Origin of the sequence: Luteimonas sp. S4-F44 (assembly GCF_022637415.1) — a bacterium.
Taxonomy (GTDB): domain Bacteria; phylum Pseudomonadota; class Gammaproteobacteria; order Xanthomonadales; family Xanthomonadaceae; genus Luteimonas.
In genome coordinates this window covers 3,352,583-3,373,307 of record NZ_CP093340.1, presented here as the reverse complement: position 1 = coordinate 3,373,307, position 20,725 = coordinate 3,352,583, and the positions used below count along the sequence as shown (strand labels likewise).

At 68.9% G+C, this 20,725-nt stretch carries 26 protein-coding genes; 13 read left to right on the top strand and 13 right to left on the bottom strand.

Annotated features, from left to right (window positions below; all coding sequences use genetic code 11):
- Window position 1: 1 nt before the first annotated feature.
- A complete protein-coding gene (locus MNO14_RS15190) occupies window positions 2–298 on the bottom strand; it encodes a DUF2218 domain-containing protein (protein ID WP_241944524.1) in 297 nt (98 codons plus the stop codon).
- A 156-nt stretch (window positions 299–454) separates the two neighbouring features.
- Between MNO14_RS15190 and gph the strand changes: the two genes are divergently transcribed.
- Window positions 455–1,129 (top strand): phosphoglycolate phosphatase, encoded by a 675-nt coding sequence (gene gph / locus MNO14_RS15185; RefSeq protein WP_241944523.1) that lies wholly within the window; start codon window positions 455–457, stop codon window positions 1,127–1,129.
- A 70-nt stretch (window positions 1,130–1,199) separates the two neighbouring features.
- Here the strand turns inward: gph and MNO14_RS15180 are convergent, their stop codons facing one another.
- Window positions 1,200–1,757: a hypothetical protein gene (locus tag MNO14_RS15180; RefSeq protein ID WP_241944522.1), complete on the bottom strand. Its 558-nt coding sequence runs from the start codon at window positions 1,755–1,757 to the stop codon at window positions 1,200–1,202.
- A gap of 62 nt (window positions 1,758–1,819) precedes the next feature.
- Window positions 1,820–2,173 (bottom strand): hypothetical protein, encoded by a 354-nt coding sequence (locus MNO14_RS15175; protein ID WP_241944521.1) that lies wholly within the window; start codon window positions 2,171–2,173, stop codon window positions 1,820–1,822.
- A gap of 158 nt (window positions 2,174–2,331) precedes the next feature.
- Here MNO14_RS15175 and MNO14_RS15170 point away from each other — a divergent pair, with 158 nt between their 5' ends.
- Window positions 2,332–2,928, top strand: coding sequence for a hypothetical protein (locus tag MNO14_RS15170; protein ID WP_241944520.1), 597 nt, complete (start codon window positions 2,332–2,334; stop codon window positions 2,926–2,928).
- Window positions 2,929–3,056: 128 nt separating this feature from the next.
- Here MNO14_RS15170 and MNO14_RS15165 read toward each other — a convergent pair whose 3' ends face one another.
- Entirely contained in the window at window positions 3,057–3,596 is a 540-nt protein-coding gene (locus MNO14_RS15165) for a pyridoxamine 5'-phosphate oxidase family protein (RefSeq protein WP_241944519.1), read from the bottom strand.
- A gap of 176 nt (window positions 3,597–3,772) precedes the next feature.
- Between MNO14_RS15165 and MNO14_RS15160 the strand changes: the two genes are divergently transcribed.
- From MNO14_RS15160 to MNO14_RS15145, 4 genes are all read left to right on the top strand, one after another.
- Window positions 3,773–4,117 (top strand): hypothetical protein, encoded by a 345-nt coding sequence (locus MNO14_RS15160; RefSeq protein WP_241944518.1) that lies wholly within the window; start codon window positions 3,773–3,775, stop codon window positions 4,115–4,117.
- 140 nt (window positions 4,118–4,257) lie between these two features.
- A complete protein-coding gene (locus MNO14_RS15155) occupies window positions 4,258–4,659 on the top strand; it encodes a DUF4878 domain-containing protein (RefSeq protein ID WP_241944517.1) in 402 nt (133 codons plus the stop codon).
- A 10-nt stretch (window positions 4,660–4,669) separates the two neighbouring features.
- A complete protein-coding gene (locus MNO14_RS15150) occupies window positions 4,670–5,245 on the top strand; it encodes a YiiX/YebB-like N1pC/P60 family cysteine hydrolase (RefSeq protein ID WP_241944516.1) in 576 nt (191 codons plus the stop codon).
- 103 nt (window positions 5,246–5,348) lie between these two features.
- A complete protein-coding gene (locus MNO14_RS15145; RefSeq protein ID WP_241944515.1) occupies window positions 5,349–5,582 on the top strand; it encodes a DUF6289 family protein in 234 nt (77 codons plus the stop codon).
- Window positions 5,583–5,664: 82 nt separating this feature from the next.
- Here the strand turns inward: MNO14_RS15145 and MNO14_RS15140 are convergent, their stop codons facing one another.
- Window positions 5,665–7,245 carry a glucan biosynthesis protein D gene (locus MNO14_RS15140; protein WP_241944514.1) on the bottom strand — a complete coding sequence of 527 codons (1,581 nt, stop codon included), beginning with the start codon at window positions 7,243–7,245 and terminating at the stop codon, window positions 5,665–5,667.
- A 133-nt stretch (window positions 7,246–7,378) separates the two neighbouring features.
- On the opposite strand from MNO14_RS15140, the gene MNO14_RS15135 reads away from it, so the two are divergent.
- Together MNO14_RS15135 and MNO14_RS15130 are read left to right on the top strand one after the other, a co-directional pair.
- Entirely contained in the window at window positions 7,379–7,738 is a 360-nt protein-coding gene (locus MNO14_RS15135; protein WP_241944513.1) for a hypothetical protein, read from the top strand.
- Between the two features lie 19 nt (window positions 7,739–7,757).
- Window positions 7,758–8,843, top strand: a complete 1,086-nt coding sequence (locus tag MNO14_RS15130; protein WP_241944512.1) for a putative zinc-binding peptidase — start codon at window positions 7,758–7,760, stop codon at window positions 8,841–8,843.
- Here the strand turns inward: MNO14_RS15130 and MNO14_RS15125 are convergent.
- Window positions 8,834–9,448 carry a TetR/AcrR family transcriptional regulator gene (locus tag MNO14_RS15125; protein WP_241944511.1) on the bottom strand — a complete coding sequence of 205 codons (615 nt, stop codon included), beginning with the start codon at window positions 9,446–9,448 and terminating at the stop codon, window positions 8,834–8,836. The two genes, MNO14_RS15130 and MNO14_RS15125, sit on opposite strands and share 10 nt — an antisense overlap.
- Before the next feature lie 169 nt (window positions 9,449–9,617).
- On the opposite strand from MNO14_RS15125, the gene MNO14_RS15120 reads away from it, so the two are divergent.
- Complete coding sequence (locus MNO14_RS15120; protein WP_241944510.1) at window positions 9,618–10,670, top strand: MBL fold metallo-hydrolase; 1,053 nt, start codon at window positions 9,618–9,620, stop codon at window positions 10,668–10,670.
- A gap of 73 nt (window positions 10,671–10,743) precedes the next feature.
- Here MNO14_RS15120 and MNO14_RS15115 read toward each other — a convergent pair whose 3' ends face one another.
- Entirely contained in the window at window positions 10,744–11,586 is an 843-nt protein-coding gene (locus tag MNO14_RS15115; RefSeq protein ID WP_241944509.1) for an SAM-dependent methyltransferase, read from the bottom strand.
- 280 nt (window positions 11,587–11,866) lie between these two features.
- Here MNO14_RS15115 and MNO14_RS15110 point away from each other — a divergent pair, with 280 nt between their 5' ends.
- Window positions 11,867–12,577 carry an outer membrane beta-barrel protein gene (locus MNO14_RS15110; protein ID WP_241944508.1) on the top strand — a complete coding sequence of 237 codons (711 nt, stop codon included), beginning with the start codon at window positions 11,867–11,869 and terminating at the stop codon, window positions 12,575–12,577.
- 97 nt (window positions 12,578–12,674) lie between these two features.
- Here MNO14_RS15110 and MNO14_RS15105 read toward each other — a convergent pair whose 3' ends face one another.
- Entirely contained in the window at window positions 12,675–12,944 is a 270-nt protein-coding gene (locus tag MNO14_RS15105; RefSeq protein WP_241944507.1) for a hypothetical protein, read from the bottom strand.
- A 179-nt stretch (window positions 12,945–13,123) separates the two neighbouring features.
- The gene (locus tag MNO14_RS15100; protein ID WP_241944506.1) at window positions 13,124–13,414 is read right to left on the bottom strand and encodes a helix-turn-helix transcriptional regulator; all 291 of its coding nucleotides are present in this window, start codon (window positions 13,412–13,414) and stop codon (window positions 13,124–13,126) included.
- Between the two features lie 96 nt (window positions 13,415–13,510).
- Between MNO14_RS15100 and MNO14_RS15095 the strand changes: the two genes are divergently transcribed.
- Window positions 13,511–14,023 (top strand): hypothetical protein, encoded by a 513-nt coding sequence (locus MNO14_RS15095; RefSeq protein WP_241944505.1) that lies wholly within the window; start codon window positions 13,511–13,513, stop codon window positions 14,021–14,023.
- 23 nt (window positions 14,024–14,046) lie between these two features.
- On the opposite strand, the gene MNO14_RS15090 is transcribed toward MNO14_RS15095, so the two are convergent.
- Window positions 14,047–14,580 (bottom strand): hypothetical protein, encoded by a 534-nt coding sequence (locus tag MNO14_RS15090; RefSeq protein WP_241944504.1) that lies wholly within the window; start codon window positions 14,578–14,580, stop codon window positions 14,047–14,049.
- Between the two features lie 179 nt (window positions 14,581–14,759).
- Between MNO14_RS15090 and MNO14_RS15085 the strand changes: the two genes are divergently transcribed.
- Together MNO14_RS15085 and MNO14_RS15080 are read left to right on the top strand one after the other, a co-directional pair.
- The gene (locus MNO14_RS15085; protein ID WP_241944503.1) at window positions 14,760–15,584 is read left to right on the top strand and encodes an alpha/beta hydrolase; all 825 of its coding nucleotides are present in this window, start codon (window positions 14,760–14,762) and stop codon (window positions 15,582–15,584) included.
- A 45-nt stretch (window positions 15,585–15,629) separates the two neighbouring features.
- Complete coding sequence (locus MNO14_RS15080) at window positions 15,630–16,745, top strand: catalase family protein (RefSeq protein ID WP_241944502.1); 1,116 nt, start codon at window positions 15,630–15,632, stop codon at window positions 16,743–16,745.
- A gap of 9 nt (window positions 16,746–16,754) precedes the next feature.
- Here the strand turns inward: MNO14_RS15080 and treA are convergent, their stop codons facing one another.
- From treA to MNO14_RS15065, 3 genes are all read right to left on the bottom strand, one after another.
- Entirely contained in the window at window positions 16,755–18,398 is a 1,644-nt protein-coding gene (treA, locus tag MNO14_RS15075) for an alpha,alpha-trehalase TreA (protein ID WP_343226401.1), read from the bottom strand.
- A gap of 50 nt (window positions 18,399–18,448) precedes the next feature.
- Entirely contained in the window at window positions 18,449–19,231 is a 783-nt protein-coding gene (locus tag MNO14_RS15070; RefSeq protein WP_241944501.1) for a transglutaminase family protein, read from the bottom strand.
- A 96-nt stretch (window positions 19,232–19,327) separates the two neighbouring features.
- Window positions 19,328–20,524, bottom strand: coding sequence for a winged helix-turn-helix domain-containing protein (locus MNO14_RS15065; RefSeq protein WP_241944500.1), 1,197 nt, complete (start codon window positions 20,522–20,524; stop codon window positions 19,328–19,330).
- Between the last annotated feature and the right edge of the window lie 201 nt (window positions 20,525–20,725).

The following is a 20,725-nucleotide window of genomic DNA, read 5'->3' as shown; positions in this document are numbered from 1 at the left end:
GTCAGGCCGGCTGCCAGTCGAAGGCCAGCGTCTCGTCGCGCGCGAAGCGCTGCAGATGGTTCTCGATGACCTGCTGGTAGCGGGCGATCGACTCGGCATCGGGCTGGGTCAATACGATCCGCAGCGCATCGCCCTCGACGACGAAATCCGCACCCGCATCGTCACCCGCGAACGGAACGAATGCGTGCGCGTCGTGGTCGCGGCGGATCTCGAACTTGTGCCGCCAGTGGTTGCACAGCGTGCGCAGCAGGCGCGGGGCATCGTTGGATCGGGAGGTGGCGGTTGTGGTGATCGGCATCGCAGGACTCCAGAGCGGGCGGCATCGCCGCGGAGCGAGCATAGGCGCGCACCGCACGCCTTGCACATGGAATCGGGCGAACGCAGCGTTGCAGGCGGCAAGCCGCGACGCGATGGCCCACACTAGGCGGCCTCCCCTGCACGACGAGGCACAGGCGTGAACGATGCATCCGCGAAGGCGGCCGGTTTTCCCTGGCCGGTGGCGCTGTTCGATCTCGACGGCACCCTGGTCGACAGCGCGTCGGACATCGCCGCATCGGTCAATCGCCTGTTGGCCGAGCTCGGCCATGCCGAGGTCGACGAAGCCACCGTGCGTAGCTGGATCGGCGACGGTGCCCGCCAGCTCATCACCGCGGCGTTGCGGCACGCCGGCGACGGACGCGATGTCGAGACCGTGATGCCGCGTTTCATGCAGCACTACCGCGACTGCCTGCTGCTCGACCCACAGGTCTATCCGGAGGTGCCCGAGACCCTGCAGGCGCTGCGCGCGGCCGGCGTGCGGATGGCGGTGTGCACCAACAAGCCGGCGCCGTTCGTCGACCCACTGCTCAAGGCGCTGGATCTGGCGCAGTACTTCAATGCGGTGCTCGGCGCCGGCGCGTTGCCCGAACGCAAGCCGCATCCGCTGCCGCTGCTGCATCTGGCCGCGCACTTCGGCGTCGACATCGGGCAGTGCCTGATGGTCGGCGATTCGTCGGCCGATGCCGGCGCGGCAATCGCCGCGGGGGCGCCGTTGGTGCTGGTGAGCTACGGCTATCGGCGCGACTTCGATCTGCACGGTTGCGGCGCGCATGCGGTCATCGACCGCTTCGGCCAGTTGCTCGAACTCTGAGCGGGCGCGAAGTGGGCGCCGGCCCATGCGTGGCAACCTCGCGGTTCGGCGCGGTGTCGGGTTGCCGGCGCTACTGCGCCTGCAGCCAGCTCTCGGTCTCGGCCGGATTGCGCAGCCGCACCACCGTCAGGTGCGGATAGGCTGCCTCGATGCTGGGCATGCGTTCGGCCCACTTGTGCAGGGTCACCGTCTGCCAGCGCAGAATGCTGACATTCGGATCGCGCGACAGCAGCCGCCACGGCGGCCCCTCGACGTTGCCGTTCCACAACCGCGTGCGCATCACGCTGCGCATCAGTGTGCGGCGCAGCAGCCGGCGACGCACCAGCGCTACCGGGTAATCGAGCCACAGTAGCAACTGCGCACGCGGCCCCAGGATGCGGTCGGTGCCGTGGCTGATGTACTGGAACTCGGTGACCCAACGCGGCTCTGCGGCGAAGGCGCGGACATCGTCGAGGAACGTCGGTCGTGGTACCCAGTCAGGGCCGTGATACAGGCTGTCGATCTCGATATGGCGCAGGCCCCAGTGCGCGGCCAGGCGTTGCGCCAGCGTGGTCTTGCCACTTCCGGTGACGCCGGCGACGAGCACGCGCTCGGGGACGAACGGCAGCGAAGCATGTGGGTCGTGCATCCGACCATGTTACCGCGGCCGGCATGGTGGACGTGCCGGCGCGGCGCGCGCGGGCATGGCGGTCACGCCGTCGCGGATGGCGGCGCGCCGTCCGCGAGCGCCTCGAACCACGCAGCGTACGGCGAATTGCGGACCAGGTGCCGGTTGTAGTCGGGGGCGCCGTCGGTCCACCACACCGGACCGCGTTCGCCCAGCTCGCGCTTGGCCTCATCCACCTGTTGGCGTGCGTGGGCGAGCGCTTCGGCGTCGTCCGCCGCCCGCGCCGCCTTGACCGCGCGACGCGCGTCCATCAGCGCCGACACCAGTCGCTGGCGCGCGCGTGCATCCAGGTGTGGATTGGTGCTGCGCCAGAGACGTCCACGCACCACCAAGTAACGGCCGTCGGGGGTCTTCAGTGGCGGCGCGGTGCGGGTCATGCGGTCTCCGGCTAGCAGGTCATCACGATGTTCGCGTCATGGCGGTCGCGCAACGCACACGATCGCATGACGTCTGTTTCACACAATGCCAAGACCGTGTTGGCGAGCATCCAGGGTCCCGACTGCGTGCATGCGCGGTCGTCCAACAGGAGGTCACGATGTCCACACGCTTTTTCACCCCACCGCGTGTGCGTGCCGCGGCCCAGGCCACCGTCCTGGGTCTGATGTCCGGCATGCTGCTCGCCGCCTGCGCGCCCGCTGGGGACGCGCCGACGGCCGCGCAGCAGCCCGAAGCGACCACGCCGACCCCGGCACCGGAGCAGGCGCCTGCCGCCGACGCCCCCGCGCCCAGTGCAGCGGGCGGCACCGAAGGTGGCGACGGGTCGCAGATCCAACTCGGTCCGTTGAGCGAACGCGACATCGCCGATGCCGCATTGGCCGGCGAACTCGCATGCAGCTTCGCTGAAGAAGGCCAGGCGCCGTTGTTGTTCGCCAAGGGCGTGGTCGGCGCCGCCGAGCCTGCGCAGGGCGTGGTGAAAGTGAGCGATGTCGTGGAGCAGGTGCGCGCGCCCGGTGGCTTCGAGGGCATGAACAAGAACCCCACGTTCACAGGACGGGGGACAACGATCCACATCGTCGAAACCGGCACGGCGCCCGGCGGCGGCGAGTCGCCTCCACGCCCGGCGACGTTGACCTACCAGCGCGGCGATGGCGCGAGCCGCAGCTTCGAGGGGATGTGGCAGTGCGGGCCGTGAGTCGCCGCGCGCCCTGATTCCACTCGATCATCCCGGTCGGTCAGTCCATCCGGCCATTCCATCCAATCCGGCGCGCAGCGTCCGCTCGGCCGCACTGGTGGCGGGGTCCTCCCGCCACCAGTGCGCGATCACGGTGCGACGTTGCCTTCGATCGAATCGTCGAGCGTCTTGCCGATCGCGGCGCCGAGCGCCATCTTCGTCGCCGCGACGAAGTCGCCGTGCTTGTTGTCCCAGTAGTAACCCGCCTGCGGCTGCACCCGGATCACGGTGATCCGCGGGTCGTCCTTGCCCTCGGTGAACCAGGTTTTCATGATCGGGCTCCACAGTGCCTCGATCCGGTCGCGGTCCCGACTCACCGTGGCGTGGCCGTCGAGCACCAGAAAGCCGGAGTGCTTGGACGCCTGCAGGTACAGCCGCACCTTCGGGTCGGCCTGGATCTCGGCGTTCTTATGACTGTCGGCCGCGCTGAGGAACCACAGCACGCCATCGTCGTCGGCCTGCTCGATCGACATCGGACGGGTGCCGCCGGTGTCGCTGCCGGCCAGCGGTGTGGTGCAGAAGAAACAAGCGCCGGCCTCCTTGGACATGTCGCGGATGCGGGTGGCTGCCGCCGTGGCCGCCAGATCCTGGCGGTTGTCCTCGGGCTGGTTGCGGTTGATCGAATCCATGGGGCGTCTCCATCGGTTGGGCACGCCGTCGCGCGAGGGGGGCGCGGCGGTCGATGCGATAGCGTGGAAGTGCGGCGGTGATCCGGGTGTGACTCCGACGGCCGCATCGCCTCTCCACGCTGGGCCGAGCGATGGCCGGCTTGCGTCCTGGTGCCCGGGCTGCGCCCGTGCCCCGGATGACGAGATCGCCCACGCTGTCGCCCATCGGCCGCGTCTTCGCGGCGGTCGCCTCGATCGAAGCGTTCACCTGGGCCGGCCTGCTGGTCGGCATGCTCCTGCAGATAGACCGGCTCCAGGCCCAGGTTGGTCACGACGCAATGCGCGTGCATGCCGCGCCCGGCGCCCGAGGTGATCAGGATCGACGGACGGTGCTGCCGCCGGTAGCTCGACAGGAACACATTGAGATAGACGATCCAGATCAGCGCGGTCAGCCCGCTCATGCCCGCGGCGATCAATGGGGCGTAGTCGAGCAGTGTTTGCAGCACGGCAAGCTCCTCCGAGCCGTGGGGACAGCTGAGTAGTCGGCGACTTTGACCGCGCGGACGTCGGTCCGTTGCTAAGGCCGCGCCCGGGTGCCGTGACGTTCCTGCACGGCATGCCCACGAACCGCGGCATGGCACGGGCGGTAAACTTCCGGTTCCCTGAGCGCGAGGAGCGCGTCATGTCCCGATTCCGTCTGTCGACTGTCTGTTTCCTGGTGCTCGCCACGCTGGCCCTGGCGGCGTGTTCGTCCGCCAAGCCCGAAGCGGCGGTCGAGGCGTTCTATGAGGCGGCGGCCAAGGGCGATGTCGAGAAGGCCACCGCGCAGGTGTCGTTCGCCGACGTGCCCGCCAACGGAATGGTGCAGGCCAAGGGCAAGGTGCAGATGATCGTCGGCGAGATGCAGGCGCGGATCGATGCCAACGACGGTCTCGACAAGGTCGAGGTGATCGAGTCGAGCATCGACGACGACGGCGAAACTGCGCGCGTGCAGGTCCGGGTGGTCTTCGACAACGGCAAGGACCTGACCGAGACGCACCGTATGGTCCGCGACGACGGCAAGTGGAAGATCCGTCTGCGCTGAGGACGAGGCGATGCGACGCTGGGTGAGTGCGCTGCTGGCGTTGTGCGCGGCCAGCGCCTGCCTGGCCGGCCCTGCGCTGCCGATCGATGCGCAGCCCGGCGACCTGGTGTTCCGGCGCGGGACCGAGTCGGTCAGCGCGATGGTGCTGGCGATCGACGGCGGGCAGTTCAGCCACGTCGGCATGCTGGTCGGGCGTCCCGGCGCCTGGCAGGTCGTGCATGCAACGCCCGCTGAAGTGCCCGGCCGCGCCGACGGCGTGGTTGTCGACACCCTCAGCTTCTTCCTCGATCCCGTGCGCAGCCGCGGCTATGCGGTCTATCGAGTCGATGCCCCCGATGCCCTGCGCGCCGCCGCGGTCGGCGAGGCGCTGGGCCAGCGCGGCGCCCGCTTCCGGATCGCCGATCCGGCCGGCACTTACTGCACGCGGCTGGTCTGGGAGGCCTGGCGCCGTGCCGGCGTCGATCTGCAGGTACGCTTCACCCGGCTCGCCCTGCCGCTGATGCAGGGCGACTATCTACTGCCCACGCCACTCAGCCGTTCGCCCAGGCTGCGACGCCTGGCGTTGCCGGCGGATGCCGAGGGCTGAACGCGGCCCCAGGGCGGGCTGTGACCGGCGCCCCATTCGCCGGCCCCACAGGCCACTAGGCTGGCGCGGGGGGGATTCTTCCGACGGACTGGAGGCAAGCACGATGAGCAGACGTGGACGCGTGATCGCGGCGATGGTGTCGCTGGTGCTGGGGATCGTGGTCGTGGGCAGCGCCGCCGCGCGCTGGCCGATCCTCGGCGTGGAGTGGGCGGAATGGACGCGCTACGACGCGGCTGGCAATGCGATCGGCGGTGGCCGGATCGAATGCGACGGCACGGTCCAGACCTGGGGCGAGGCGGGCGGGGCGAACGGCTTCACGCTCTATCCCTGTCCGTAAGGGCTGCGGCGGGCGGACACACGGTCCGCCCGCCGTCACGTGCGCAGCGCCGTCGCTGCCACGGCGGCGCACACGCTAGGCGCTAGTAGACCTGCCGTGCCTCCGGCGGGGGCGGGTTCCACTGGTACAGCCAGGTCTCGCTCAGCGCATCGCCGGTGGCCGGATCGCGCAGGAACAGGCGCAGGTCCAACTGCTCAGTGCCGGGCCCGGGCGGGACGATGTCGAACATCACGCGGTAGCCTTCGACTGCGTGCAGCGGGCGTGCCGAGACGGTTTCCAACTGGCCGGCGGTGGTCTGCAGCACCGGCTCGACCGTGGCATTGCGCCCAGCCAGCGCGGCGAGCGCGCCGCCGGCGAAGTCGACTGCGAAGCGCTGCGACCAGGCCTTGCGCGCGAAGCCGATGCGGCCGCCCAGCCCCGTGCGCGTGGCGATGCAGGTGGCCAGCGGCGGACGCGCCGGCATCGCCTCGCCCCAGAACAGCCGGTAGCCGAACAGCAGTTCGCGACCGGGTTCGATCGGCTGGGCCGGATGCCAGAACGCGACCACGTTGTCGAAGGTCTCATCGACCGTCGGGATCTCGATCAGCTGCACCTCGCCGCGCCCCCAGCCGTCGCGCGGCTCCACCCACAGCGAGGGCCGGCGCTCGTAGAAGACGCCGTCGTCCTGGTAGTGCTCGAAGTTGCGATCGCGTTGCAGCAGGCCGAAGCCGCGCGGGTTGTCGTCGGCGAAAGCGTTGAACCGCAGCGCCCGCGGATTCTCCAGCGGTCGCCACAGCCACTCGCCGCTGCCGGTGTGCAGCGCCAGACCATCGCTGTCGTGGATTTCGGGGCGCCAGTCCCAGGCCATGCGGCGGTCGTTTTCACCGGTCTGGTACATGCTGGTCGCCGGCGCGATGCCCAGGCGCTCGATCGCGGTGCGCGGGTATAGTGCGCAGTCGACCTCCATCACCAGCGGTTCGCCCGGGGTGATCGCGAACCGGTAGGCGCCGGCGACCGAGGGCGAGTCGAGCAGGGCATAGACGACCACGGTGTCGCTACCGGGCGCCGGACGCTCGAGCCAGAAGTCGGTGAAGTCGGGAAACTCCTCCGGCCGCGGCAAGCCCGTATCCACGGCCAGGCCGCGCGCCGACAGGCCGTACTGGCCGCTGGCACCGACGGCGCGGAAGTAGCTTGCGCCCAGGAACGCGGCGAAGTCGCGCTTGGGATCGCTGCGCCGGTTGAGCCGGAAGCCGGCGAAGCCCAGATCGGTCGGCAGTGCGGTGCCGTCCAGGCCCGAGGCGCCGTAGTCGAACATGGCCGGATCGTAGGCGATCTCGCGCGCCTGGCCGTCGGCCAGCGCGTGCATGCGGACCGGCCGCTTGAAATACAGGCCCAGGTGGAAGAACTGGGCCAGGTAACGGGTGTCGTCCTCGCGCCACAGCGCATGGTCCTGGCGGAACTGCAGCGCCTGGTAGGCGTCCCAGTCGAGCGCGGCGACCGACTGGGGCAGTGCGCCCGGCCGCGCGGTGTATGCCTGGCCGGCCAGCGCGCGGGCGCGCCCCTTGAGCGCGGCGAAGTCGAACGGGGCCGGTGCGCCCATGCGCAGGGCGGCTAAAACCGAGGTCGGCAGAGCGGCCGCGCAGAGGGCCGCCAGGCCGCCTTGCAGGAACGAGCGTCGTTGCATGCGGGCGAGGTCCGGTTGTGGAGCGCGCATCCTATCCAACCCAAGGCAACGTGCCGTTAGTGTGCCCGGGCCTGCACGGCCGCTGCACATCGATGCTCCTAGGCTGGCGTACCGCCGAGACGAGTTCCCCCGCATGCACGTCCGCGCAGGCTGCGAACTCGTCATCGAGCCCGCCGTCGTCGCGCCCGATCCCGAGGCGATGCCCGCGCGACTTCGCGCATGTCGGCATGACGTTGTGCCGCGCGCTCGAGATCTCGGCGCGGATAGTCGTGGGGTGGTTGCCGACCTCAAGCCGATGGACATACACGCTTGGTTCGAGGCGTACCTGGGCGACGCCTGGCGCCCCTTCGATGCCCCGCAGGCGACGTCACGCGGCGGACGCGTGGTGATCGCACATGGGCGCGATGCGGCCGACGTTGCCTTTCTCACCAGCGACCAGCTGCTGCGCACGGTGTCGATCCAGGTCTGGACCGAACTCGACGCCGCAGCGTGAGCCCACTGGAACCCCGTCCATGCAGTTGTTCAAGTGCGACCGTTGCGAGCAGGTTCTATATTTCGAGAACACCGAGTGCCTGCGCTGCGGCGCGCGGCTGGGGTTTGTGCCCGAACAGGTCACACTGGGCGCGCTGATCCCTGACGGTGCGGCCTGGCGGCTGCAGGCCGCGCCCGCCGGTCCGCGCTACCGGTTCTGCGCCAACGCCACGCATTCGGCCTGCAACTGGCTGCTGCCTGCGGACGATTCGCAGCGCTATTGCCGCGCCTGTCGTCACAACCGCACGATTCCGGACCTGTCCGACGATGACCGGCTACAGGCCTGGCGGCGGCTCGAAGTCGCCAAGCGCCGGCTGTTCTACAGCCTGCTGCGCCTGCGCCTGCCCACGCCGACCGTCGGCAGCGGCGATCCCGAGCCGTTGTCGTTCGATTTCCTGGCCGACCCGCCGCACGGGCCCCGGGTGATGACCGGGCACGACAACGGGCACATCACCATCGCGTTGTCGGAAGCCGACGATGCCCGCCGCGAGGCGGCGCGGGTGTCGATGGGCGAGCTCTACCGCACCCTGCTGGGCCATTTCCGCCACGAGATCGGTCATTACTACTGGGACCGGCTGGTGCGCGACGCCGGACAGGCCGAGCTCGCCCGATGTCGCGCGCTGTTCGGCGACGATCGGCAAGATTACGGCCAGGCCCTGCAGCGCTACTACGCGAACGGCGCGCCCGCGCGTTGGCAGGACGGCCACGTCAGCCCCTACGCGACGATGCACCCGTGGGAAGACTGGGCCGAGACCTGGGCGCACTACCTGCACATTGTCGACACGCTGGAGATGGCCGCCGCGTTCGGCATCCGCATCGCGCCCGATATCGCCGAGAGCGCGACGATGGAGGCCGAGATCACCTTCGACCCCCATCACGTGGCCAACCTGCAACCGCTGATCGACGCCTGGCTGCCGCTGACCTACGCGGTCAACAGCCTCAACCGCGCGATGGGCCAACCCGACCTGTACCCATTCTCGATCGTCCCGCCGGTGCTGGAGAAGATGGCCTACATCCACGGCCTGATCCGGCGCGCGGGCGGGCGCGGCGCGGTTGCTCAGCCGTAGTAGGCCAGGAACATGTCGACCGCCGATTCGGCCACGCGCGTTTGCTGCGCGGCCGTCAGCGGTGGTTGGCCCATCGACAACTGCGGCCACAGCGCGAAGCTCTTGACCAGGCCCTGGAGCTGCATCGACGCGAATGCAGGATCGTCCGTCCGCAGCCGGCCATCGGCGGCCGCGGCCCGGACCCAGACCGTCACCCCTTCCTCGCGATCGCCCAGGCGGGAGAGCAGGTCGCGCGCCAGCGCGGGCGAGTGGATGCCCGCGGCGATGGCCACCCGCGCCAGGTCCACAAACTCCGGGTCGTGGAGGAGCCGCAGTTTCTGGCCCACAAGTTCGAGCAGTTGTGGACGCAGTGCGCGATCGGCCCGGTAGGCGAGGTCCGGTCCGCAGACGCCGCGCTCGAGCATCGACTCGAGGATGCGCAGGAACAGCGCGTCCTTGCCGGGGAAATGGTTGTAGACGGTGCGCTTGGAGACGCCGGCGCGACTGGCGATGCGATCCATGCTGGTCGCCTCAAAGCCGGCGGCGCGGAACTCGGCCACTGCCGCCTCCAGGATCGCCGCATGCTTGCGGTCGGTGAGCCGGGCGAGGGGCGGGGGACGGTCCATCCGAGGATTCTACACCGACGGGTTTACATTCAGCCTGGGATAACTACACTGCACGGTGTAGTTCTTATGGAATCCATCGATGCCCGCCGTCCCTTCGTCCTCGTCCGCACGGCCGCATCGCCGACGGCGCATCGTCGTCATCGCCCTCTCCATCCTTGGAGCCTGCATCGTGAGCGCCAGCCTGCTGTCGTACTTCCGGACCAATCGCCCCATCGCCGACTATTCGGCATCGCCGCAGGCCGAGGCCGGCCGGTTCCGCAACCCTGTACCGCGCCCGCCGATGGGGGCGGCCAAGACCGCGCGACTGCTGTGGGAAATGCTGTTCGAAAAGCCGGTCACGACCGTGCCCGCGCGGGCACCATCGGTGTCGCCGCTGACAGCGGCCGATCTCGAGGCTGCACCGGACCGCAGTGCCTGGCGGCTGGGCCACTCGACCGTGCTGCTGAAGCTTCGCGGCGACTTCTGGCTGACCGACCCAGTCTTCTCCGAGCGCGCTTCGCCGGTGCAATGGATGGGACCCAAACGCTTCCACGCCCCGCCGATCGCGCTCGATGCGTTGCCGCCGCTGCGGGGCGTGGTGCTGTCGCACGACCACTACGACCATCTCGACCGCGACACCGTGCGCGCCTTGGCCGACCGCGCGGCAGTGTTCCTGACGCCGTTGGGCGTGGGTGATCGGTTGATCGCCTGGGGCGTGCCGGCGGCCAAGGTGCAGCAATTCGACTGGTGGCAGGGCACCACGATCGGCGATCTGCGCTTCACGGCTACGCCGGCCCAGCACTTCTCCGGTCGCGGGCCGTTCGACAGCGACCGCACGCTGTGGGCCTCGTGGGTGATCGAGGACCGCGCGGCGGATGGCGACCCGGGCCTGCGGCTGTTCTTCAGCGGTGACACGGGCTACTTCGACGGATTCGCCCAGATCGGCCAGCGCTTCGGACCGTTCGATGTGGCGATGGTCGAGACCGGCGCCTACGACCGTCGCTGGGCCTTCGTGCACATGCAGCCCGAGCAGACCGTGCAGGCGCATGTCGACCTGGGCGCGCGCGTGCTGCTGCCGGTGCACAACGGCACCTTCGACTTGGCGATGCATGACTGGGACGAGCCGTTCGAGCGTGTTGTGGCGATCGCCGCCGAGCGCGGGGTCACGCTGGCAACGCCGCGCATGGGCGAGCGCGTGGACCTGACCGCGCCGCAGGCGTCGACCGCTTGGTGGCGCGACTAACGAAGCCGCGTGCAGCTCACGCGGGACGCGCGGGCAGACGGCCCGCGCCGGCGTTCTGGGGGATGGCGGCTGCTCAACGTCGCGTCGCGAGCACGCCATCAAGCGCGGGGGCCGCGCGAAAGCCCGCTGCCTCGAGCCGCCGCGCGACCTCGCGCGGCACGTCGCGGCCACTGGTGAGGCGGTTCGGGCTGCCGGTGTAGTGGAACAACCGGCCACCGCGCCGAAGGACCCGGCCCAGTTGGTCGTAGAACGTCCGCGCGTAGAGCTCGCCGGCGATCCCGAAGCGCGGCGGGTCGTGCAGGATCGCATCCACCGAGGCGTCGGCGAGGTCGGCGATAGCCGTGACGACATCGGCATGCGCCAGCGACAGACGTCCCTGCCACGGCGCGGCCTCGGGATCGGGCGACCACGGATTGCAGGTGCGCAGCCACAGCACGTCGGCGTTCTTCTCGAACGAACGCACGTGCGCCGCGCCCGCGTCCAGGCAGCACGCGGCGAAATAGCCCAGGCCGCCACAGGTGTCGAGGACGCGCGCGCCCTGCGGCGCGACCAGCGCGACCTTGCGGCGAGCATCGTCCAGAGGCGATGTCTGCGCGGTGGGCAACATCTTGATGCCGTCGATCTCGAATGTCGGCGGCCCCCACGGCGTGGGCACGAGCTTGATCAAGGCATTGCCGTAGCGCGAGATGGCGACCCAGGCCTCGCCGTCGTGTTGGTATATGGTGCGCTCGCGCAGCGGCCCAGGCCAAGGATAGTCCGCGCCCTGCCACGTCCAGTGCGTCGCGTGCAGCGTCGCGGTGTCGGTGCTGCGATCCAGGTCCAGCGAACCGGTCCATGTTGCCATGCCGGCATCGCGCGCCGCAGTGAGCGCGTCGGCGGTATCGCGCGTCAACAGGGGGCCGGTAAGGTGAGCCACGGCAAGCACCGAAAGAATGGGCAGGCATCGTAGCCGAGGTGCCCTACACGAATGGGGTTCGCCGCGGCTTGCAATCGATCTGCATTCGTGCCCGCACTCGCAGGTTCCTCACTCGCGTAAACCCGACTTGAACGCGAAACGCGCGATCGCGTCGAACCGGCGTGAACGTTTGCGCGCGCTTCAGGCAATAGCGTCTCTACTGCGCCCCGGGGCCACCCCCAACCCCGTATGTCCACGGATGCGCGCGCTGCGCATCCAAGAAAAAAAAGGAAACGCCCCGATGAGAACTGTCCTGATTCCTGCCGCAATTGCCACTGCCCTGTGTGCCCCGTCCGCATTCGCCCAGGGCATGGGCGGCGATACCTATCGCCCCGACCTGCAGGTCGGCCAGGGCAACGCCTTCATTGCTGGTAACGTCGGTCGTACGGACGGTGGCACGGCCGGTCGATTCGGCACCGGTAATTTTCACGTGTTCGAGAGCCGTGACGGCCGCAAGACCGGCTACGGCCTGGTCGGCGGCTATCGCTGGAAGCTGGCGCAGAACTTCGGCCTGGGCGTGGAAGGCGGCTACACCGACCTGGGCAACCTGGTGGTCAAGAACGCATTCCGCGACGACAGCGTCAACCAGCGCGAGGACACCAATGCGCTGCGCGGCTGGATCGCGGGCGGTAATGCCCGTCTGAACATCACGCCGGAGTGGTACGTGGGTGCACGTGGTGGCTTCTTCCGCGCCTCGGACAACAACTCGCGCTACTACAACGACGTCGGCCAGGATCTGGGCCTCGAAAGCGGCGGTCGCGATGGTCGCAACAGCTGGTACGCCGGTGTCGGCACCGGTTGGAACGCCACCGAGAACTTCAGCATTGGTGTGCATTACGACTACTTCCGCGCCAAGTCGGGCGACCTGCGCGATCCGGTCACCGGTGTGAAGTTCGAAGGTCCCAAGCGTTCGACCGCGCTGCTCGGCTTGACGGCCGAATACGCGTTCTGATGCCGACGTACGGACCGGGCGTTGCCCGGTCCGTATCGAGGGGTTCGACGCACATGGGCGCCCTCGGGCGCCCATGTGCGTTATGGGTGTGCGTGAATCAGTTCGTCGGGTGCAGCGGCCGTACGGCGCGCGGCGTCGGTGATGTCGACAGCGCGGGGTCCAGCCTGTCGGCAAGCCCGTCCTGATAGCTGCCGTCGGCATTGCGGATCCGCAGACGCGCCTTTGGACCGATGAGATCGCGCAACGTCGAACCTTCGGTGGCGCTCTGGCGGCTGAGGAACGAGGCGACCAGGCGCCCCGAGCCGTCCTGCCGCAGCACCCACAGGCGCAGGCTCATGTCGTACTCCAGAGTGAAACTGTTGTTCATCGATCGCGTCCTCGAACAGGCAGCCGTGCGCGCGAGCGCAGGGAGGAGGGGGAATGCAAGCGATTGTGCGAACGCAGGCATCGGCGATGCGTGAACCGCGCAACCACGTGCCTGCAAGGGCTGCAGCCTGAAGCCGCAGCTGCATGCACGCTGGGGCCATACCGCGGCGTTGGTCGCGTTCAGCGCGTCGGCGTGCGGCCGCGACGGTGGTGGTCGGCGATCAGGCCAGCCAGCGCATCGTCGTCTGCGTAGAAGTACGCCACCGGCAGATCGAGCACCTCGGCCATGCGGCGAAAAGTCTGCAGGTCGGGCTGGTGCACGCCGGTCTCGTAGCGGTTGACCCGGGTACTGGCGACGAAGTCGTCGAGTCCGGCTTCGATTCCCAGCGTGCGCTGCGAGATGCCCACCGCGGTGCGCGCTTCGCGCAACCGACGGCTGAAGACAGGCAGGGGTTCCTTCTTGACAGCCACGCGTGCATCGCATCCCGGACTTCGGCGTCGGGAAGCTTCCGAAACGTCGCTTGACTCCGATACTACGTTAAACGTAGTTTGGCGGTGGCTGCTCGCATGTCGCTGCGCCGGAAGGCGGCATGCGTGTGCGACGCGCCGGTCCGCCGGCGGCCTATCTCAAGGAGAGCGACCATGGACGAAGCCCGTCACCCCGCGCGACGCGGTACGCGCATCGACGACATCGCGCGCTGCGCGTCCACTCAGGGCCCGCTACGCCGGCTCCTCGATCTCGTGGCGGGCACACCCGACGCGGTGCTCGCCGACGCCCGCGCGGCCACGCTTGATCACGACCAGATGCAGATGCTTGGCCAACTCGCTTTGCGCGAGGCCGAGACCTGCGTGGCGCAGTCGCGTACCCTGCTGCATCTGCTCGAACTGTCGATGGCGCGGACCGCGCCCGCGCCGCACCAGATTGCGGAAGTCACGCAGCACGCGGCGCGGCTGATCACCGATGCCGAGATCTGGCGCGAACTCGCGGGCAATGCCGCGTTCTACAGCGAGCATCCGCAGATCGCGCGCCGGCTGGCGAGCGACCTCGCCGGAACGCCCGGCGTTCCGGCCCAGGCATGAGGGTGGCCGCAATGCGTCACGCGTCACAGAGTGCGGATGGTCTCGCCGCTGGCGCTCGACAGCGCGTCGCTGGCACGGTCGCGCTGCGCGGCATCGAAGACGTGCACCACGACCGCCGCGCGGCCTTCGGCCAAGGCCTCGCGCACCTTGAACAGGTAGGGATCATGGTCGGGACGCAAGGTCACCAGGCCACCGACCATCAACCCGAACACGCCGCCGTAGCCGATGATCAGGCCAGCTGCGAACCACGGCGAATTGATCACCGCCGGCACACTGGCCGCATATAACACGCCGAACAGGGCCGCGCCGAGCGCGACGCCAGCCAGGCCCAACTTGTAGTGCGCGATGATCAGGGTGCGCAGGATGCCGCGGTTTTCGGGCTCGAGCTTGCGGCCCGGCTCGCGGTCGTGGCGGGTGACCACCTTCACCTGCGAGGCCTTGAACCCGCGTTCGGTCTGCAGTTGCTGGCCGACGCGCCGGGCGGTGTGCTCGCTGTCGAAGATCGCCGCGACTTTGCTGTCCGAAACCTCGCCGGTCACCGGAGAGATCGTGCTCATGGGACGGACTCCGAGGGGGAAGACATCCGCAGGCTAGGAGCGCGCCGATCAAAGCTCCGTGACTCCCGGACCCTGGCGATGACGTGATGTGCACGCTGCGACTCGCGCTGCGGCTTCACATCCGCATCGGGTGGATGTGCGCAGCATGGGGGCCTTCGTACTGACATCCGAGTGGCGCCATGACCCGTGCATCGTCTTCATCCCGTGTGCGTCTCCATATCGAGGACTCGGGTGGCGCCGGTCGCCCGGTCGTACTGATTCATGGTTGGCCGTTGTCGGCCGCCTCGTGGCATGCCCAGGTCGGCCCCCTGAAGGCGGCGGGCTATCGCGTGATCGCCTACGACCGCCGCGGGTTCGGACGTTCCGACAAGCCGGACAACGGCTACACCTACGACACCCTCGCCGACGACCTGGCCGGCGTGCTCGATGATCTCGACCTGCGGAAGGTCACGCTCGTCGGCTTCTCGATGGGCGGCGGCGAAGTGGCCCGCTACCTCGCCCGCCATGGTGAGGCGCGTGTGCACAGCGCGGTGTTCGCCGCCGCAGTGCCGCCGTATCTACTCAAGACCGAGGACAACCCCGAAGGCCCGCTGCCCGAAGAGAAGGCCGACGAGATGCGGGCAGGGCTCGAACGCGATCGCGACGCGTTCTTCGATGAGTTCACCACCCAGTTCTTCAGTGTCGACGGCACGCTCAAGGTCGACGAGGCCCAGCGCCAGGACGCGCTCGCGCTCGCACGTCAGTCCGATCAGACCGCGGCGCTGGGCTGCATGGAGGCCTTCGCGACGACCGACTTCCGCACCGACCTGAAGGCGATCACCGTGCCGGTGCTGGTGCTGCATGGTGACGGCGACGCGACCGTGCCGTTCGAAGGCTCGGGCAAGCGCACCCATGCGGCGATCCGGGGCAGCGAGCTGGTCGTGGTGCCCGACGCGCCCCACGGTCTGAATGTCAGTCATGCCGACGCCTTCAACCGCGCGCTGCTGGATTTCCTCGCGCGCTGACGGTGTCCACGCCACGCGAGCCTCGCCTGGACGCCAGGAGCCCCGATGTCCACCCCCCATCCAGCGGCATTCCAACGCTACGATCCCGCGCTCGCGCAGCCAGGCCCCGACGAGGCGGCGCTGGCGGCCGAACTCGACGAGGTCTTGCTGTCGATCTCCCACAAGACCTGGGAAGACGAAGGCAAGGGCCTACGCGCGGTGCATGCCAAGAGCCACGGCTTGCTGTCGGCCGTCGTCGAGGTGCCGGCGGGGCTGTCGCCCGAACTGGCACAGGGCTTGTTCGCACGGCCCGGCCGTCACCCCGCAGTGATGCGGCTGTCGACCACGCCCGGCGACCTCCTCGCCGACCGCGTCTCGACACCACGCGGGGTCGCGCTTCGGATCTGCGACGTGCCCGGCGCCCGCCTCGACGGCAGCGCCGGGCCGGGCGCGCAGGATTTCATCCTGGTCAATGGCCCGCAGTTCAACGCACCCAATGGACGTACGTTCTTGCGTAGCCTCAAGCTGCTGGCCAAGACCACCGACCGCATGGACCGCACCAAGAAGCTGATCTCGGCGATCCTGCGCGGGACCGAGCGTGGACTGGAGGCAATGGGTGGGGAGAGCGCCACGCTCAAGGCGATGGGCGGCGAGCCACCGCATCACATCCTCGGCGAGACGTTCTTCACGCAACTGCCGCTGCGTCACGGCGACCACATTGCCAAGCTGCAACTGGTGCCGGTATCGAGCTCGCTGCGCGCGCTTACCGACACGCGGCTCGACCTGTCCGACGACGACGCCCTGCGCGACGCTGTGATCGCGTTCTTCGCCGCGCAGGGCGGCGAATGGGAACTGCGCGCGCAGCTGTGCACCTCGCTCGAGGAGATGCCGGTCGACGATGCCACCGCGCGCTGGGATGAGGCGCGCAGCCCGTTCCGGACCGTGGCCCGCGTGATTGCACCGTCGCAGCCGGCGTGGACGCCCGAGCGCAGCACGGCGATCGACGACGGGATGGGGTTCAGCCCGTGGCACGGGCTGGACGCGCATCGCCCGCTGGGCGAGTTGATGCGCCTGCGACGCTCGGCTTACGCCGCCTCTCAGGACTTTCGCGCGCGCAAGAACGGCGTCGCCCTGCATCCAGGTTGCCCGTTCGCGGCCGCAGCACGCGCGGCTGAGCGCTGACGCCAGGCGTCAATCGGTCTCGATCGGGCTGCGTTCGAGTTCGGGATACAAGGCCAGCAGCGCCAGCGTGACCCCGTTCGACCAGCCGAAACCGTCCTGCAACGGGTACTCGCCGCCGCCGCCGCCCTGCAGCGCGCCATCGGCGTCATACTTCTCCACCAGCTTGCGCTCGCGCTCGAAGACGGTCTGCACATTGCCGATGAAGCCGCGCGCGATATCGCGCGCGAGCGCGTGTTCGCCATACCGCCGCAGGCCGTCAACCGCGATCCACTGCAGCGGTGCCCAGACATTGGGCGCATCCCACTGCTGACCGCTGTCGATCGCAGTGGTGACCAGGCCGCCTGGGCGCAGCAATTGCCGACGCACGGCGTCGGCGGTGCGGTGTGCGCGCTCGGGCGAGGCGATGCCGGCATGCAGCGGAAACAGCGCGGCGGCGGTCAGTTGCGCGCGCGGCTGACCCGTACGCAGGTCGTAGTCGGCGTAGTAGCCATCGGCATGCCAGAGATGGCGCGCGATCGCCTCGGCGCGCGCGTCGGCCATGGCCTTATAGCGATGCGCACAGTCCGCATCCCGCGCCTGTTCGCAGGCCGTGGCGATCGTAGACTCCAGGTGATACAGCAGGCTGTTGAGATCCACCGGCACGATCGTCGTGGTGCGAATCGTGTCCAGCCGCATCGGATCGTCGAGCCAGCGGCTGGAGAAATCCCAGCCGCTCTCGGCGCCGGCGCGCAGGTCGCGCCAGACCTCGGCCGCCGGCCGTGACGTGGTTGCGGACGCGGTCTGGCGGTCCTGCTCGAACGATTCGGGTCGCGGCACGTCGCGGTCGTCCCAGTAGCGGTTGAGCAGACGCCCATTGGCCAGGCGCACGACACGACGCGCTGCCTCGCCGGGCGCGAGCCGCTCGGCGCCGTCCATCCAGTACCCATGCTCGCGACGCAGTTGCGGCAGGTAGCGCACGGCCAGTGCGGGATCGTCGCGTGCCTCGAGCATGACCATGTGCGAGAAGAACGGCGGTTGAGAACGGCTGAGGTAATAGCTGCGGTTGCCGTTGGGCACGTGGCCCCAGTCGTCGATCAGTTGCGCGAAGTTGTCGAGCATGGCGCGCGACGCCGCGGTCTCGCCGCTCTCGACCAGGCCGCGCATCGTGAAGTACGAGTCCCAGTAGTAGATCTCGCGGAAGCGCCCGCCCGGCACCACATAGGCGTGCGGCAGCGGCAGCAGGCTGTCATGGGGAAGCGGCGCGGGACGCGGTCGTGTGAGCAGCGGCCACAACGCGTCGATATGCGCGCGCAGCGTCGGCTGCGGGTCCACCGGCGTGTCGGGCGGCGACGTGGGCAGCACGAAGTGGGCGTCCACGAATGCACGCAGATCGAAGCCAGGGCGGGCGTGCGCGGCGGCGAACGCCGCCTCGATCTGCGCCGGGTCGCGCCGCGGCACCGCGTCGGCGAAGGTCTTCTGGTCCTCGAACAACCAGGCAGCCTGCACTGCGGCGAAGGTCTGCGGCCAGCCGACATCCGGCGTGACCGGCGCGGGTTGGGCGAGCGTGGATTGCGCAGGGTCCGCAGTCGTCATGGGGCCGGTGGACGTGCAGGCGGCCAGCAATGCGAACAGCAGGCAGGCGGCGGTGCGAGTTGCAAGACGAACGCGCGACATGGCGGTCTTCCGCAAGGATGGATGCGGGCAGTGTCGCATCGCCGCCGCGTTCAGGTCTTCTCGCCGACCCAGACCTGCATCTCGACGGTCCGCAGCCAGCCGTAGTTGGTCAGGAAGGCGACATCGGCCGCGTCGCGGCCATGCGCGACGACGATGCGGCCGCCACGCGGCGCGTCCTGGGTGGCGTCGAAGGTGTACCAGCGTCCGTCCAGGTAGGCCTCGAACCAGGCGTGCAGATCCATCGGTTCGAGCCCGTGCAGATAACCCACGACCATGCGTGCGGGAATCCGCAGGCTGCGGCAGAGCATGATCCCGACATGGGCGAAGTCGCGGCACACGCCCGCGCCTTGCGTCATGGTGTCAAGCGCATCGGTGCAGGCATCGCTGACCCCGTAGCGATAGACGATGTGGCGGCGGATCCACGCCACGATCGCGCCGACATGGCCGGTGCCGGGCGATGCGGCGTCGACGATGGCCTGGGCCTGGTCGAACGCGCGGTCGGATGGGCAGTAGCGGCTGGGCAGTAGGTACTGCAGAGTCTCATCGGCCAGCAGCGAGGCGGGCGTGGGCAGTGCCCAGGGCGCGACGGCAAGCGTGCGTTCGGTCTGGACTTCGAGCTCGGTCCGCAGGCGCATCCGGCCTTTGGGAACGATCAAGCGCTGGCACAGGTTGCCGAACGGATCGACGTGCTCGGTCGGGCGGACATCCGGCTCGAACGTGTAGCTTTCGCTAACCAGCCATTGCGCATCGCCGCTGCGCGGGCGCAGCATGGCAACCACCGCGCAGTCGTCCTCGGCTTCGACCACGATCTCGCAACCAGCCAGCAGGCGCATGCGGGGGACCCCGTCCTGAAAGCGCCACGCTAGCCCGGCGGGCGTGCAGTGCGCGTGGCGGTGTCCACACCTCGCAGGCGCCCGAGCGCAAAAGCCTCAGCGCGCCCGTTGCCATCCTTTTAGGTAATGCACCCGCGCAACCCCGGTGAACCTCGCCAACCGGGTCAGTTCCGCGTCGAGTTTGTCCAGACGTCCGGCCGAGGCACGGATGCCGGGTTCGAGCCACAGCCGACGCACATCCAGCGTGCTGCCCTTGCGTTCGGCCTTCATGTCGATCCGGCCGATCAGGCGATCGCCCTCCAGAAGGGGGAACACGTAGTAGCCGTACTGCCGCTTGGACTCCGGCACGAAGACCTCGATGCGGTAGTGGAAGCCGAACAGCCGTTCGGTGCGCTTTCGGTCGCGCAGCAACGGATCGAACGGGCTCAAGACCCGGACGCGCGTGGAGGGCTCGGGCACGTCCTGCAGATCGGTAGCGATATCGGCGAAGGCATAGGACGACCGCACGCGTTCGCCATCGCTGGACACGAGCGAGACCTCGCACAGCGCATCGCGATGGCATGCAATCCAGTCCCTGGCCTCCTGTGGCGACACCAGGTCGAAGAAGGCGGATATCTCGCCAGGTGTCGCAAAGCCCAGCCGCCGCAACGCCTCCCGACACGCCCAGTCGACGAACTGGGTGGGGGCGACCTCACGCTCGTAGCACTTGACGGGAATCACCCGTTCGGCCAGGTCGTAGACCTTCTGGAAGTTCACGCGGCCGGCGATCGCGAGCTTGCCGGTGTGCCAGAGGTATTCGAGCGCGGTCTTGGACGGGTGCCAGTTCCACCAACCACCCGACGCGTGCCCCGCCTCCTTCAACTCTCGCGCGAGCACCGGTCCATTGGCCTCGATGTGCGCGAGCGTGTCTTCGAACGCCGCGTCGAAGCCGTCCCCATGCCACTTGCGCCAGCGCTCGCGGATGATCGGCTCGCGGCGGCGGAAGCGGTGCTTCCAATACGGGTAGAACGTGGTCGGCAGGATCGATGCATCATGCGTCCAGTGCTCGAACAGCGCACGGTCCTGCTCCAGCAGCGTGGTCAGATGGCCGCGTCGGTAGGTCTGGTTGCGCGAGAACAGGATCTGGTGGTGGGCGCGCTCCACCGTGCCGATGCTGTCCACCTGCACGAAGCCCAGATCGGTGATGAGCTGCAGCAGCCCCGCCTTGGACAGCGCCCGACCCGGCGGCGCGGCAAGCCCTTGCCGCGCGAGAAATAGCCGCCTTGCGACTGCGTTCGAGACCTGGATCGTCATGGCCAAAAAGGTAGAGCGGCGGGTGGGCGATAGCAATGTCGCGTGGTCGCTTCGATGCAGGTCAGAAGCGACGCCGCCTTCGGTGCTTGGCGGTCCAGAAGCGGAGAAGTGCAGGCCGATCCGGTCCAGCTTGGCGTGCCGCGTGATGCCGGTGTTCGGCGTGCACACGCCGCACCGCGCCATCCCGCGGGTCGCGGGACG